13 protein-coding genes are annotated in these 14,988 nt (G+C 60.3%); 3 read left to right on the forward strand and 10 right to left on the reverse strand.

Features of this window, described 5'->3' with window-relative positions; translation table 11 throughout:
• Positions 1 to 20: 20 nt before the first annotated feature.
• The 3 genes from AC1Z3O_RS06385 to AC1Z3O_RS06395 all read right to left on the reverse strand — a co-directional run bounded on the left by AC1Z3O_RS06385 (position 21) and on the right by AC1Z3O_RS06395 (position 1,984).
• Positions 21 to 413 (reverse strand): hypothetical protein, encoded by a 393-nt coding sequence (locus tag AC1Z3O_RS06385; RefSeq protein WP_483514467.1) that lies wholly within the window; start codon positions 411 to 413, stop codon positions 21 to 23.
• Positions 397 to 714, reverse strand: a complete 318-nt coding sequence (locus AC1Z3O_RS06390) for a hypothetical protein (protein ID WP_483514468.1) — start codon at positions 712 to 714, stop codon at positions 397 to 399. Before AC1Z3O_RS06390 ends, AC1Z3O_RS06385 begins: the two co-directional genes overlap by 17 nt.
• A 478-nt stretch (positions 715 to 1,192) precedes the next feature.
• The gene (locus AC1Z3O_RS06395; protein ID WP_483514470.1) at positions 1,193 to 1,984 is read right to left on the reverse strand and encodes a tyrosine-type recombinase/integrase; all 792 of its coding nucleotides are present in this window, start codon (positions 1,982 to 1,984) and stop codon (positions 1,193 to 1,195) included.
• A 14-nt stretch (positions 1,985 to 1,998) separates the two neighbouring features.
• Between AC1Z3O_RS06395 and AC1Z3O_RS06400 the strand changes: the two genes are divergently transcribed.
• Positions 1,999 to 2,619, forward strand: coding sequence for a lysozyme family protein (locus AC1Z3O_RS06400; RefSeq protein WP_483514471.1), 621 nt, complete (start codon positions 1,999 to 2,001; stop codon positions 2,617 to 2,619).
• A gap of 17 nt (positions 2,620 to 2,636) precedes the next feature.
• Complete coding sequence (locus tag AC1Z3O_RS06405; protein ID WP_483514473.1) at positions 2,637 to 2,879, forward strand: hypothetical protein; 243 nt, start codon at positions 2,637 to 2,639, stop codon at positions 2,877 to 2,879.
• 12 nt (positions 2,880 to 2,891) lie between these two features.
• On the opposite strand, the gene AC1Z3O_RS06410 is transcribed toward AC1Z3O_RS06405, so the two are convergent.
• The 4 genes from AC1Z3O_RS06410 to AC1Z3O_RS06425 all read right to left on the reverse strand — a co-directional run bounded on the left by AC1Z3O_RS06410 (position 2,892) and on the right by AC1Z3O_RS06425 (position 7,421).
• Positions 2,892 to 4,187 carry an acyltransferase gene (locus AC1Z3O_RS06410; RefSeq protein ID WP_483514475.1) on the reverse strand — a complete coding sequence of 432 codons (1,296 nt, stop codon included), beginning with the start codon at positions 4,185 to 4,187 and terminating at the stop codon, positions 2,892 to 2,894.
• Positions 4,188 to 4,454: 267 nt separating this feature from the next.
• Positions 4,455 to 5,282 carry a hypothetical protein gene (locus tag AC1Z3O_RS06415; protein ID WP_483514477.1) on the reverse strand — a complete coding sequence of 276 codons (828 nt, stop codon included), beginning with the start codon at positions 5,280 to 5,282 and terminating at the stop codon, positions 4,455 to 4,457.
• 48 nt (positions 5,283 to 5,330) lie between these two features.
• A complete protein-coding gene (locus tag AC1Z3O_RS06420; RefSeq protein WP_483514479.1) occupies positions 5,331 to 6,107 on the reverse strand; it encodes a 2OG-Fe(II) oxygenase in 777 nt (258 codons plus the stop codon).
• Between the two features lie 183 nt (positions 6,108 to 6,290).
• The gene (locus AC1Z3O_RS06425; RefSeq protein ID WP_483514480.1) at positions 6,291 to 7,421 is read right to left on the reverse strand and encodes an acyltransferase family protein; all 1,131 of its coding nucleotides are present in this window, start codon (positions 7,419 to 7,421) and stop codon (positions 6,291 to 6,293) included.
• A gap of 161 nt (positions 7,422 to 7,582) precedes the next feature.
• Here AC1Z3O_RS06425 and AC1Z3O_RS06430 point away from each other — a divergent pair, with 161 nt between their 5' ends.
• On the forward strand, positions 7,583 to 8,158 hold the full coding sequence (locus tag AC1Z3O_RS06430; protein WP_483514482.1) for a hypothetical protein: 576 nt from the start codon (positions 7,583 to 7,585) through the stop codon (positions 8,156 to 8,158).
• Between the two features lie 127 nt (positions 8,159 to 8,285).
• Here AC1Z3O_RS06430 and AC1Z3O_RS06435 read toward each other — a convergent pair whose 3' ends face one another.
• The 3 genes from AC1Z3O_RS06435 to AC1Z3O_RS06445 form a co-directional block, all read right to left on the reverse strand.
• The gene (locus AC1Z3O_RS06435; RefSeq protein WP_483514485.1) at positions 8,286 to 10,352 is read right to left on the reverse strand and encodes an acyltransferase family protein; all 2,067 of its coding nucleotides are present in this window, start codon (positions 10,350 to 10,352) and stop codon (positions 8,286 to 8,288) included.
• Positions 10,353 to 11,140: 788 nt separating this feature from the next.
• A complete protein-coding gene (locus tag AC1Z3O_RS06440; protein ID WP_483514487.1) occupies positions 11,141 to 12,760 on the reverse strand; it encodes a sensor domain-containing diguanylate cyclase in 1,620 nt (539 codons plus the stop codon).
• Positions 12,761 to 13,039: 279 nt separating this feature from the next.
• On the reverse strand, positions 13,040 to 14,782 hold the full coding sequence (locus AC1Z3O_RS06445; protein ID WP_483514489.1) for a GGDEF domain-containing protein: 1,743 nt from the start codon (positions 14,780 to 14,782) through the stop codon (positions 13,040 to 13,042).
• Positions 14,783 to 14,988 lie beyond the last annotated feature (206 nt).

Raw genomic sequence — 14,988 nt, forward strand, 5'->3', positions numbered from 1 at the left:
CTGGACCGCGCCCTGTAAGTCTACCCGCCGCGAAGGCGCCGGGCCTCGCGCTCTGCCGCGCGCTTCGCCTCGCTGGGGGACAGCAGTCTCTCTGGCTGCGGCCGAGCATCGAACGAGCCGCCGAGGTCATCGATCTTGCCGGCCATGACGCAGGCCTCGCGCCTGAGCGCGTTGCGCAGGGCGGTGAGGTATGGCCCGATGGCGGACTCCGGTGCTACGTCGGCGACTCTGAGCTGGTCTAGCTGCGTCGGTGAAAGGAGGTCGGCCACGTCCTGCGCGCGCTGGGCGAGCGCCTGCAGCCGCGCGATCTCCCAGAGCAGGCGCTGGACCTCTGGGGTAGGGCAGCGCTCATAGAGGGCGCGCAGCTCGGCACGAGACAGAGCGGGCGGGCTGCCCCTACGCGTGGTCGGCATCGGCGCCCGCCGTCTCAGGCGTGACCGGCTCGGCCCGGTAGGCGATCCAGTAGTGGTAGGAGCTCTTGTGGTGGCGAGCCTCTTTCCGCTCGAAAAAGACCCGGACGGTCCCGGCGTCGCCGGCCTCGATTACCACCTCTGCATGCGTGCGGCCATCCGCGGCCGGAGGGCCAAGTGACAATCTCGCCTCGTGAATATAGTCGCCCGGGACTCGAGTCAGGATGCCGTTGGCCGGGTTGGTGGTGGTGGCGCCCGGGTCGCGCGGGTAGTCGTCGCCAGTGCGAAGCTTGGGATTGCCCATGATGCGTCACCTGCTGAGTACTGTATGGATATACAGTATAGCGCGGCCACGAACCTTGATGAGAGCAGCGGTGGGAACCCGCGCCTTTTCGGTCAGGTACCTATTAGCGGCGTCACGTAGACTGCGTGCCGCTGAACTTCCGGCCCGCCAACGCTCCCCGCCGAGGTGGGCCGTTTTTGTTCCAATCAGAACCGCTCTGGCCCGCGAAAGGTATGTATTAGGCACATTCCTGTGCCTCAAAAATGTCCAATAAGAACGCCACGGCTTCCCGCTAACCCGCGTGCTACCGTGACGTCATCTTCACAATCATATTGGACAGACTTCCCGGAATCCGTTGCCAGGCTTGGCTTGGCGGCCTCTGGCTTTGCTGCATGGGGTGCAGGTGGTCGGAGGTTCAAATCCTCTCGCCCCGACCAGTATTCATAAGGCCTAGCGGGTTTTACTCGCTGGGCCTTTTGTCTTATTTGGGTAGCGTTGTCTAACTTGAGCGCTTCAACGCAACCGGTCTGACGTGCTCAACTTCGCGCGCTTTCGTGTAGTGCGCAGTCATTTCAGCCGTGGGGTGGCCCGCCAATGCTTGAGTTGCCGCGGCGCCTTCCTGCCTCCGTTCGTCCGTCAAAGCCTTCGCGCGCAAGTCGTGGAAGTGCATTCCTTTCAGGTAGTGTGGGTCAGGTGTTTCCCCGCCCTCCGCGGACCTCTTTTCGTATCTCTGTCGTGCTCGCTGGCATGCCCGTTTCCATGCCGTCTGCGCGCCGCTGTAGGTGAACCGGCCGCCAGCCTGGGGACAGATCACCGGCCCAATCTCCTTCACCTTGCCGGCCTTCGCGCCCTCAAGCGTGGCCTTTAGGTCCGGCGTCATCTCGATCAGCATGCGGACGCCTGAGCTATTCACGGTCTTGGCCGGATGGAACATGATTCCTTCGTCTGAGACGTTGGACCAGTTCAGGGCCAGAAGATCGCCGACGCGCTGGGCGGTCTGATAGGCAAGATCGATCAGTGCGACAATCGGAGGGCCCGAAGTCGTCGACTTGTCATCGTTGCCGAGCATGGCGGCTGCGCGCACCTCGTCGAGTTCGGCGTCCGTGATGTACCGATCCCGCTTGCCTTCCGTGGCGCCGGATACCTCGCTCACCGGGTTGGCATTGCGGAGACCCTTGCGCACCGCGAAGGCGAACATCACCGACATCAGCGCAGGGTACTTGTTGCTGACGTTCGGCTTCGCCTCGAAGGGCTTGTCGAGGAACCGCGCCACATCCCTTGGGCTCGACATCTTCCCCCCCGCCATTGCGCGTCGAACTCGGATTTGATGAACGTGGCCATGCGCCGGTATTCCTCCTGCGTCTTGGCAGAGGGGAGCTTGGCCAGCAGCCAGGAATCGACCAGCGCCGGCATCGTGCCTTCCTGCCGTTCGTCGGCGTCACGGTTGAAGGAAGCCAGTTCGGAATACAGCTTCGTCAGGCATCGCTCACGCGGCATAGCTTGTGCCACTTCCGATTGATGTCCACGAAGTACCAGGCGCCATTCTTTTCGTACACGCGCGAGGGGAGGGGCGACGCCTTCTTCCGTCTGCCGATCATGCTGCCTTCCTGTCAGATGCCAGTTCCGGACGCTTGCGGGGCGCTTCTGCTGCTTTGGCGCGTCGATACCAGAGATGTGGTGCCGCGGCTGCTGCGGTTGACGGATTTCACCCCGATCAATCAGGACCGGATCGCCATCCAGCAGATTCGTGAGCAGCGCGCCATGGCTGACATCCGCGCCGGGCGCTTCGGCGATGCTGTGGCCAAGTGCTGGAACATTTTGGCCTGCCTAGCGCCGGCTATGGTCAGTACGAGCATGCCATCGAACCACTGCGCGAGCAGTGCCGCAAGGCAGGAGGAAAGACTCAGCGCGCGCCGGAGCCGATAATGCAAAGGTGAGACAGAATGAAGACGCTGATGTTGCCGCTGTGCCTGACGCTAACCGCGTGCTGCACGACGAATGGGGTAAGTAGTACCCCGGAGCCGCAGGTGGTCGTCCAGACGAAGATTGTGGACACCGCCTGCGACTGGACCAAGCCACTCGATGTGGAGAAGGCGGACGTGCTGACCGACGAGACCGCCAAGGCGATCCTGGCTCACAACCGGGCAGGAGCCAAGGTTTGTGGGTGGAAGCCTTGGTCAAAGTGAAATACGGCCGGCTCAGCGCGGAAGACCTAGCTGCTCCGGAGGTTGGCGCCTGTCGAAGAGTAGCCTCATGACAGGGCCGACGATCAGAGCATCCATCAGAAAAGTGACGCATAGCGAGATCGCATAGGTCACGAGGATCGAGAGCCAGACCATATAGAAGCCGATGCTCAACATGTAGTCAAAAAATCCCTCTCGCCCCAGGTACTGCATTGCCAGCAGGTGCACGAGATACACACCGAAGCTGTACTTCGATCCGAAGTCGATGATGCCAAGCGCAAGGCGCGAGCTGATGGCGTTGCCGGCTGCGATCAGCAAATAGGTCGCCGAGGTTGCAAGCAAAACCATGTTGACGCCACCATCGTGTGGATAGAAGTCGTACAGTTTGTTCTGCCGTAGGTAGTAGAAGGCCACTGTCATGGCATATCCAAGCACGAAGACGGCAGCCGCTTGCGTGATATGGCGCCTGCCATCAATCCTCCCCAGGACCCCCCCAAGCACAAAGTAGAGCAGCCATATATCAATGTGGGGGATGGAAACCGGCGGCACCGGCGCCACACCATTGAAGGCTGTTGGCGCGAAGGTCTGGAACACCGAAACGCCAATCAGGCATATGCATACCTTGCTGAGCGCTTCGCCGCTCAGATCTCGGAACAGCACGTTCAACATCGGGGTGAGCAGGTAGATGCCGAGCATCGACCCGATGAACCAGAAGTGCCCAGAAATGCGTGTCGGAGCGTACAGGATCTCTGCGAACTTGCCAGCCCACTCGCCTTTCGGAGTGTCACCAAGCGCAATGTTCGAGATCACATATAACGCCGCATAGAGGAAGAAGGGAACAACGAGCTTCGGTATGCGGCTCTTGTAGAAGGCAAGGTAGGCGGGGACAGGCTTGTTGAGCAGGAAATATCCGCTCGCAACGAAGAATACGGGAAGCCCCAGGCGCACCAGCGATTGGACCAAGAGCGTGCCTATAGCCATATCGTTGTCCAACGGACCACCCTTGTACTCCGGGGTGACGTGGATGCCTACGACCAGAATCGAGGCGATGAACTTCAGCAGATCCGCGCCAGCGCTGCGAGATTTATCGGTCCCTGTCATTTCACCCTTGCTTCGCCACTGTTGTTCTAGCGTCTGCTTCTCGATCTCGTCAGGGCGTCTGGCTTCCCAATCCGCTGCCTCTTTCGAATCCGACGGGTACGGGTTTTTCGCATCCCGTTCCGAGTAGGTACGGCGCCCTGTGAGAGAGGCTTGTGACTCGCCCTTTCTCGAGTGCAGAAGGAGGTCCCATATCCTGGTGATGATGCCCATGGCGTTCTCCGTGTTTAGGCGGCTGGATTCTAGCCGATTGGCTGTCAAACTTGCCATATAAACTGCCCTGCAACCCCCCATGGAATCGTGCTCAAATTTTACGCGGCAAGTTAGAGGGTTCTGCGTAAGTGCTTGATTCGTATGGATAGTGTGGATATATAGAGTGCAGGTGGTCGGAGGTTCAAATCCTCTCGCCCCGACCAATCCGTTTGTTATGTCATCCCACGGCGTAGAATGTGGGCGGAGCGCCATGCCTCCAGTTTCCAGTTACTTCCGCAGGCGCGCACGGATCTCAGCTGCCTTTGAATGCAGCCGGTACTTTAGACCGCTGTTCACAGGCATTATCAATCCGCCGTTTCGGAGCACTTGTTCGCTGAAGAGATATTCGATGGCAACGCCGATCGCCTTGCGTAGCATCAGATTCTCTGGGGCGCCTCCCTTCAACTTTCCCTTCCAAGTCCATGGATTCACCGGACCGAAAACGTGAATGTTGAGCAGGTGCTTGAGCGGTGTATGTGCGTTCGCCTCGCCGTCCAGCCAATCACGCATTTCCTGGTCGGATCCGTTCGCTGGCAATGTGGCGACGATCTGCTTGAACAGCTGGAATGCTTCTTCGTTGAGTATGCAGCCGAAAGTCGAAAGATGGCGCCGAGTCGGATTACGCGAGTCCTCGAGAATCAGGTCCGTTGTCGGATGGACTTCGCCAGCGGCTGCGGGGGCGCGCACAGCGCTTAGGCTGTCTACCATCGGGCGCATGCGTGCGCCCATCTGACGCCACGCATGCTTGGTGAAAAGGGTGTCGTTGAACAGGACGTAGGCATCGTGCTTGCCAGTGGCCAGAGCACCCGTGTAGTAGGCCGATATGTCTAGGTAGTTCCCACCGCTGCGATCCCAGGAAACTGAGGCGCCATCTGAGATCGGCAGGTCTTCTGTTGGTCGCATGGCGACCAGGTGCGTCTGGGCAGAATACCCAGAGGGCAGTAGAGCGCGGAGAAACTGGGCCGACAGCTTCGTCATCTCACGCGGGGTCGTGTAATAGCAGGCACCGATTGCGGCGATGCTGCCAGCGTCCGCGTGCTCAGAATTCAGGGTCATAGCTGTCGTCTCCGGGGCTGGCTATGCCACCCCGCGGCGAGGTGGAAGTTACAGCGTCCGGTAGACGTTCGCAGACTGCGACACCTGCGATCGGAGTTCAATGATTCGATCCACTTCCTTGTCGCCGATCTGGTCTTCTCGGGGCGCGAAGAGTGCACGGCCACGCTGATCTACATCTCCAACGGGCTCGCAAAGGTAGTACACCGCGAGGCTCTTCCGATAGATGCTGTCCGGCTGCACGAGTTGTCGTGACATGCCATGCCACGAGTTCTGGGTGGTATCGAACAGCACGGCGCGGTTGAATTTCGGTGCGATCTCCGTCATCAGCCGACCGGGCTGCTGCCTCTTCTCATCGTGCTTCCATAGTCCGAGGTGGCCGCCAAAATCCTCTCGCATGTCTTCGGACATGTAGATGATGATGTTGAGCTTGCGCTGCAGGCCGAGCTTCGGATGAATAGAGTAATCCAGGTGGGGGTTCAGATTTCCACCAGCGGCGTGCATATGCCAGCCGCCGCCATGGAGTCCATCATCGGCAAAGAGGGGCACGCCGACGGCAGCTTCCAGCAGAGAAATGAACTCTCGTGAATTCAGATACTTAAATGCCTTGTAAGTGTCCGATGGGAAAAGATTCCAGTCATTGAGGGCCTTCTTGTTCTCAATGGGATTGTTATAGAAGAACCATTTTGCGTGATCGTATGGCAGAAACTGCGACTCCAGCGTTCTAGCAACGTCGATGTCAAAGAAATCGTCGATGACGCAATGATGGAAGGGAGCCGGCTTCTTGAACTGGGATAGCGACGAAAGTACGGATTCGACGTTGATCATTTTTGTTATCTATGTGGATGCCGCAAAGATGGCAGATATTGTAGCATTTGGCACTTGCCGGGAGTGGGCATGCAAGGACGACAAATCCTCGCCACCGGCGGTCACTGAAGCACCGGGCTGATATCCTTTCCACGAAGCCGCCCTCCTTGGCGGCTTTCTCACTCCTGCGCCGCGCCCGTTGATCTAGCGCGTGGCCTGCGCTCCGAGGTGCTCCGAGTGATCGTGGCGGCCCAGCTTGGCCAGCGCCCAGTTGCGCACTTGCTCAGAGAGCCCTCTTTCCAGAAGGCGGTGGCTGAGGCTGGCAAGAGAGAGCGATATTGAAGCTGTTAGGAAGATGTGCCACCAAGTGTGCGTCAGCGGTTCCAGTCCTATTGCCTTCAGGATGCTCGTCGTCACGCCCAGTCCGATGATGTGGACGAGGTAGAGTGAAAACGAAATATCCCCAAGCCACATCAGCACTCTCGGGACGTGAAGCACTCGCCCTTTGCTGACGATCGCAAGGGTGAGCACTGCGAGAGCGGCCGGCGCGCCCCACTTTGCCATCCCGTGGAAGTCGACAATGCCCGAGTAGATGCCCCAGATAGCGATCGCCAATGCGAGGAATGCAGCGTTGGTAGCCACCAGCCCTCCGGAGAATGTGACGCGCGAACGATAGATGTGGCCGACCATGACGCCGGCGGCGAAGTCCCAGATGATCGGGTTGGTCATCTGGTTCAGATAGCCGAGATGGAAGCCGTAGTTGGTCTGGACATCGAGACTCACGAGCCCGGTCTTGGCAAGTGGCAAAGCGATCAGCGTCAGCGATAGCCAGCCAAAGAAGGCGATCCATCGCAAGCGCCCGAGCAGCATCGTGACGCTGAATACGAGGTAGAAGTAGGCTTCGAAATTCAGTGTCCAGCCGATAGCGAAGGGCAGATCGTAGTACGGCGGCTTCGCCGTATCGACGGGCAGAAAAAGCAGGCCCTTGCCCATGGCGACGAAGTGATCCTGCGCGAGGAACCAGCTCGGCCCCTTTTCGATGAGAACGCCGAGAAGCGCGACGACGACATAGACGGGCCAGATCCTGGCGAACCGCTTGATCAGGAAAGTGGTCGCGTAGCGCAGCGAGCCATCTGAATCCGTGGTCGTGTAGACCATGATGAAGCCACTGACCAAGAAGAATAGGTCGACACCCATCGCGCCCGGCCGCAGGAGAGCCTCGGCGAGCGATTCGCTCGGTGTCCCGTGCAGGAAGTAGCGCGCGTGTGTCAGGACCACCAGAAGGGCAGCGATGCCGCGCAGTGCCTGTAGCCAGTCTAAGGCTCGTTTTTCCAATTTGTTGCCTACGCTTTACTTTTGTGGATGATCTAGCCGGCGATTATACGCAGCACCCTTACGAGATCCGCGAAGGGTAAATCCAGCGCACAAGCCGCCTCCAGGCGGCTTTTTTTTTGCGCTCGCCACTGAGCGGGCTCTTTTCTTTCCCCGGGGGTTATATGTCCGAACCAATCAGCGGCGGCGCCGTAGCGGGGGCCGCCGGCGGGGCTGCGTTCAAGGCCATCGGCGGTACTGCCGGCGTGGCGGCTGGCGCACGCGGCCTTGCCGCAGTGGTGGTGGCGATCATGATGCGGCCGCGCACGACGGCGGAGTGGGCCGTCGCGCTGATCTCGACGCTGGTGTCGAGCATAGGCGGCGGCACGACGGTGGTGCAGCACTTCGGCCCGCACGGCTGGGTCGGTGACTACATCGGCCTAGTGGCGCTGTTCGGGCTGGTCATTGCGTGCGGGCTGCCCGGCTGGGCCGTGGGCCGATGGCTGTTTAACTTCAGCGCGCGCCGGCGCGATCGCGTACGCGCCGATGAGTACCACAGCATCCAGTCGGCGCTGGGTACTCGGCTCGACGCCATCAAGAAGGAGCTGAAGAATGCGAAGCCTTTGCCTGCTGACTGCCGGCCTGATGCTGGCCGGGTGCGCATGCTCTCCAACGCCGTCGACGCTGCCAAGCAAGCCGCCGCCGCTCGACAGCACGCTGGTGGCGCAGTGCGAGGTGCGGGACGTTCCGGTGGCGGATGACTATGACGCCTGGCAGGCTTGGGTGATGGGTCCGGTGCCCGGCGCGCTTGGGGGCTGCGCAGCGCGGCACCGGAAGACGGTAGGGGTGTGGCCTAGATAGTGTGAAGCAACGGTGCAGCCAGCTTGCTTATTGCAGCGGGACGTCGTTGTGCCGGAAGAATTGATCCACAAGGTATTCGGAGCCAAGCGTTGTGAGATGGCCGTAGTCGTAGGACAGCGGCACCACCTTGTCAGTGGTCAGAGATAGCAGGCAGCCTTGCTTGTCGCACATATATGTCAGTGGGCTGATGAATTTCACCTTCGCATGTTCTGCAACCGCGCGAATCTGATCGTTTGTTGAAAATGCCTCCTGCTTGAAGTTTCTATAAGTCCTCGTCTCGATCTTGCTCCACACATGGGCACGCTTTAGCATTTCAGGTTGATTGACCGTATAGACCGGCAGACTGCCGATAAGGACGATATTTCGGACGCCGGCTTGCTTCACCATATCAATGGTCGCGGCCAGCTTTTCAGTATCAAGTTTCTGCCAGGATTTGCTGCCGTCATATAGAGACCAGTATCCCCCCATGACAAGCGTGTCGGGCTTGAGTTCTCGAATTCGTTCCATCGTGAACTCGTTCAGGCGTGCGCAATCCTTCTTTTCTCCGCCATTAAATCCTAGGATCGGCGGGCAGCCGCTAACGGTGTATTGCGCTACATTGAAATTGTGAGAGGTGGAATTTTTTGCGAATCCCCGATATAGGGAGGCAGCATGGGAGTCACCCCACACCATTAGCAGCGACCTATGATTGTCGCGGTTGGATCCGCAATTCTTCGCGAAGTCCTTGACTGGATCATTCTCAGGGTCAAGGAAGCATTCGCCGTATCGGAAGCCGGGGAGCCATTTATACGACAGCGATTCGTTTACCCCAACATTCATGACGTTGATGAAGCGATCCTTGTACCCATCTTGCTCAAAGGCGTCATAGCCGATATATCCGACGCCGGCCATCAGCGAAGCTAGTACGAGAACTTTGAGTTTCGTGAAACCTCCATGGCGCATGCGCTTCTCAATGAGTTGAACCGTCAGCCACGCCAGCGCCATAGCTGCCAGAACCGCACCAATTCGCATGCCTCGCGATGGCACGCCGGCCTCGACGATCCGCGCGAACGAGAGCAGCGGCCAGTGCCATAGATAGAGCGGAAAGCTGATCAGCCCAACCCAGACGGCAGCAGGATTGGACAGAATGTGCTTGTTGGTCCAGCCATTTGGTCCAGCCGCAATAACGAAGACAGCCCCAAATACGGGAATGATCGCCCATTTTCCGGGGAAGCTAAACTCTTGGTTGATGTGCCAGAACCCGAAGCAGAGCAGCAGTATGCCTACGACCGAAAGGGTGTTGGCAAGCGTTGTCCCGTCGTTCTTTCGATTCACCGAATAGATCATGCTCGCCAGTGCACGATCGACGCGCAGGCCGAGCGGCTGACAGTCCTGTCGCTTATAGAGAACGAACCACGCCAGCAAGCTTCCAGAGAGTAATTCCCAAAACCGTGTCTGCGGTGAATAAAACGTCGCTGTTGCGTCGTTTTTTATGCCCTTCAGATTCAGGAAGAGAGATGCGATGGCGACGATTGTCGCGATCGTTGCTAGGTTAAATTTCCTCTTCCATGCTGCCCAGAGCAAAAGTGGCCAGACGATATAAAACTGTTCTTCGATACCCAGGCTCCAAAGATGAAGCAGGGGTTTTGTGTCGGCAGACTTGTCAAAATAGCCTGCCTCGCTCCAAAGAACTAAATTCGAGACGAACCCAGCGCCGGCTGCGATGTGTTTTCCAAGTTGTTTGAACTCCTCCGACAGCAAGGAAAACCATCCAAATGCATAGCAACAGGCTAGGACGATCAGAAGCGCAGGGAAAATCCGTTTAATCCGCCGGGCGTAGAACTCGAAGAAGCTGAAAGTGCCTTTATCTAAGTTCTGGAAGATGATCGTGGAGATCAAGAAGCCAGAAATCACGAAAAAGACGTCCACTCCGATGAACCCACCGCGCAGCACATGCGGAAATGCATGAAAGATCACGACCGAAAGAACGGCCACAGCACGCAGCCCGTCAATGTCCGGCCGATACTTCGGATGTGCGAATTCTCTACTGTCGATTCGAGTCGACGAGGCAGCAGGGGTGATTGGTTGCTGCCCCGGGTGAAGACTACGTTCCATACGTCTTTGTTTGTATTTGCGCGCGCGTAATTCTAACTGACGATCTGGTGCGTCAGAACGCGCCCGTTATGACGCATAGTTATCGACGCCGGCGGCTCGACGCTGAAGACATCGCGCTGCACACTGGGGCGTAGTTCGTGCACATGAGGGTCTCCCGCGAGGACTACTCTGGCCGCTTCTTGCGATACGGTAGCACGTGCGCTGCCTTCTCCTGCACGCGCCGGTGCTTGTCCTGCGCTTCCTCCCAGGTCGCTGAGTAGAAGATCCGCAGGTCGGTGCCGTGCCTCACGCAGGTCCGGAATCGAGGTGGGTCGTCGCATCTGGGCGCCATTGCGCTGTGAAAGTGCGTGGTGACCCTGACACCCACTCCGGGCACGTCATCAGCGATCTCTTACCCCTTTCCCTCGTGGCAGACCCAGCGGGTGTACTCACTTGCGTCAAAGATGCGCACGGAACGTGCCGCCTCATCCAGCACGTAGTAGCGATAGTCATCTGGCCCGACTGGATCGGGAGAGAAGCCGCCCGGCGGTGCCGGAGGCCGCGGCACGGGTGATAGGCGAGGCATGGGGTGATGTCTAGAGTGCTGCGATTCCCTTCGGCGCCTGCATGAACCAATCTTAAATCCCCGCACAATCAATCGATTGTGCGGGCTTTTTTGCTTTCCGGCGTCAGCGTGGTACGTGAGGGTATTAGAAGATTCCTAATATGCCGTGCCGCAGCCGGTGCGTCATGCCAGCAGCAGACGATCAAGAAGGGCCAAGTCGAGCAGCGCTTGCTGACGCTGCGCATCACTCTGTGGTCGCGGCCGCTTCCAGCGCACGCGCGTCGCAACGCCCGGAAATCGTGGTGTCCATCACGATTCGATTGCGTCCCTGGTTCTTCGCGGCGTAGAGGGCTGCATCAGCCAGCGCGAGGGTCTTCTCCGTGTTCGTGCTGGAGTCGGGCCAGCTTGCTATGCCCAGCGAAATGGTCACGGCGCAGACGCCGGGCGTGGGTGTCGTCTCGGTCCGCCTGCGCAGGCGCTCTGCGATCTGATGGGCGGCGGAGGTGCTGCAGTTCGGCAGCAGCATCAGATACTCCTCGCCTCCCGTGCGGCACAGGAAATCGCCTTCGCGCGAGCACTCGCGCATCAACTTGGCAATGTGGCAGATCACCTTGTCGCCGGCGTCATGGCCATAGGTGTCGTTGACGCGCTTGAAGTGGTCCACGTCCAGTGCGATGACGCAGAACTGCTGTCCGGCTGCGCTCCAGTTCTGCAGCCTGGTCGCGAGGCCGCGCCGATTGTTCAGGCCGGTCATCGGGTCGGTGATCGCAGCTTCGTTGAGGGTGCCGAACTGCTGCTCGATGAGGGCGAGCCCCTCCAGGATCGTCTGTTTCAATTGCGTGGCCTCGAAGTACCAGGGGCGTATCTTCCCGATGCTCCTGGCGGCCGCGGCGGCGTCCTTCTGTTTCGTGCCTTCGGCAAGCTGGTGCAATGGCGCGGAGATCAGTCTGGCGAGGAACCAGATGGCAATCAGCGACAGCAGGGTGGCTGGCACGGTGTTCTCCAGTACCGCCAGGGTGACCTTGTCCATCTCGGCCAGCGTTGCCGAGGTGGGGCGCTGCGCCACGACACCCCAGCCCGCGGCTGGAATCGGGGCGTAGCCGGTCAGCATCTCGATTCCCTCGCTGTTCAACACGTGTTTCGAGCCGGCTTCGCCGGCGATGACGGCACGGATGGCCGGGTTGTTCGAGATAGTGGCGCCGATCCGTTTCGCATCGGGGTGGTAGAGGATGCGGCCGTGGTTGTCGACCACGTAGAGATAAGAGCCGTCACGATAGTAGTGCTCGCCCAGCAGCGCGTGCAGGATGCTCTTTTCCTTCAGATAGACCGTGCCGGCGACATAGCCGAGGTACTCGCCATCCCGTGAGAGGATGGGCTGGGAAATGTTGACCACCAGGTTGCCGGCGGTCGAAAGATAGGCCTGGCTGATATGGGGGGCCCTGGCTTTCAACACCTCCCGAGCGCCTTCGCTGATGAGGTGCCTCCCGTTCAGCTTCAGGCGGGCAGGGGACGCGGCGCGCACGATGCCGCGCGCATCGACGATCAGGACGGAATTGAACGAGTCGGTCTGGCGTAGCAGCCGGTCGGCTTCGGACTCCAGTTCGGCCTGGCTGAGCCTTCGCTCTTGCATGAGTGCAGCGCTGACCGCCAACTGCTGCTGTGCTGCCTTGACGAAGTTGGCCGTGCTCTCGGCCAGCTTGGCGGCATATACGCGATTCGCTTCCAGGGCGTTGGATATGAGGATGTCGCGCTGTACCCGGTACGCCGAATAGAAGGTATTTGCAAATGCAACGAGTGAAGCGACGATGGCCAGAGACAAGACCAGATGGCCAAGGCCCAGCCGGGAAAACATGCTGCGAGACATTCGACTCTTATTGTAATTGTAGGGGCAGGGGGCGCGTTTCCTCGGGGTTCGGCATCGATACAGAGCAGATCCCGACGCGTTGTATTGTAGTCAGCGAGCGCGAGGGCTGTCAGGAACGGACTTCGCGTCTTATGCGCGGCGTCAAGGCGATGCGGCACGATGGCCCGCGCTGGCCGATTCGGCTGGGTGCGCTGCGAGCGGCGCGGTTTTGCGATCCCATGCTATCCCGTGCGGCTTCGGGTGACTGGTTTGCGGTGCGGCTTCGTGCTCGGCCGCTTCCTAGGCGATGTCCCTGGACACGACGCAATCCCTTCCCGCTTCCTTCGCCTGATAGAGCGCGCGATCCGCGGCGGTGACGAGCCGGGACCATGCGCCCGGTCCGGGTTCGATCGAGGCGGAGCCGAAGCTTGCGGTGACCCAGAGGGTTTGGCCGCCCGCCAGGTGAAAGGGCGCACCGCGCAGCGCTTGCCTCAACCTTTCCGCGATGTCGATGGCCTGGCTGCCCTGGCCGCCCACAAGGATGGCAAACTCCTCGCCGCCGAAGCGGGCCAGGACATCGCCGTCTCGCAGCGAGCCCCGCAGCCGGCGCGTGACCTCTTTCAAGACATCATCGCCCGCGCCATGGCCGAAGGTGTCATTGATGCGCTTGAAGTGGTCGATGTCGAGAAGAATCAGGCGGACCCCCTTTGCGCGGTCCTCGGTTTTGCTCAAGCGCTCACCCAGCTCATCCATCGCCCGGCGGTTGAGCGCGCCGGTCAACCCGTCGGTTTCGGCCTGCCATTTGAGCCGTTGGGTGAGGGCGGTGCGCTCCTTGTCCAGCATCTGGCGTTCGACCAGCTTGCCGCGCAGCCGGTCGAGCGCCCGATAGAGTTCGCGTATTTCTCCGCTGAAGCGGGGGCGGTCGATGGTCTCGCCGATCTCGCCTTCGGCCAGCTGGATGATCCGCCGCCGTGCCGCGAGAAGCGGGCGGAACAGCAGCTCTTGCGCAGCCAGCAGCAGCGACAACTCCAGGGTGAGCGCGACGAGCGTGACCGCGGTCACGGCGATGAGCGAGCGCCGCGCTTCCTCTGCCTTGGCGTTCAGTTCGGCCATGGTCGACGCCATGAAGGCATCGCGCAGCTGCTCCAGGGGAGAGAAGGATGGCACCAGGGTGGCGGTGAACTCGGTCACGCTGGTCGGGTAGCGGCCGGTGGTGCTGGCGGCCAGCGTCTCCATCATGAGAGGCTGGCCCTCGCCCAGGAAGTGCGTGACCACCGCCGCGCGTGCGCGCACGACGGCGGGATCGCGGTCGCTGGCGGTGAACTGCGCAATGAGGCTCCACAACATGTGCACCCGTCCCTGCATCTGGTCGAATGCCTGGCGCTGCTCTGGATCCATCGGTTCGCGCCGGATCATCGGGATCACCAGATAGGAGCCCAGGCGCCCGGCATAGTCACGCAGCTCGCTGAGCATCCGCAAGACCTGTGCGCGGCCTGCGAGATCCGTCTTTTCATCCAGCAGGCCTGCCATGCCGCGATCGATGAGAGGCTGCGCGGCATCGTAGGCGGCGAACATACCGTTGACCACGCGCGCGATGTCATCCGCGTGGCGCATCGACTTGGGTGCCGCCGCCAGTGCATCCGCCTCTTGCCGTGCCCGCGCGAGTGCCGCGCGCAGGGCAGAGATGCCCGGCGCCAGGGAGGGTATTGCGGCAGCTTCCACCAAGGCCGCATCCGTCTTCGCACGGTAGGCGAGCAGGAGACGGAGGGAGGCGCCGTTGCCTTCGCGCTCCTCGCCCAGGACACGGTTCGTCGGTCCTCTCTCGGCCGATATGCGATTGGCCGCGTTCATCGCTGCGCGGAAGGCGGAGAGCTTGGCAAGGTTGTTGCGGCTGGTGTCGAGTTGCTCGACATTGCGCGCAATCAGCCAGGCGCCGAGGGCGACCGAGCACACCGTGGCAAGCGCCACGGATGCCCGGAACCGCTGATTCAAGCTGAGTTTGCCCGGATGGAAGGAGAGCAGGCGAGTCTTGAGCGAAGTCATCCCAAATGCGTTACCCGACCACGGTCGTGCGCCGGTGCATCTTGCCTTCAGCTCAGGAGCTGGTCTCGCCTTCAGGCAGCGTGCAACGCTGCTGCGTGGCAGCGGCAATATAGCGCAAATCGATATGCAAGTGCGCGCTCCCGTCCCTGGTCCGTTCGGGATTGGGAGAGGCGCCGCGCTGCGGGAGCCATGCCGGCTCGATGTCA

Source organism: Cupriavidus sp. 09_S30, assembly GCF_056930435.1.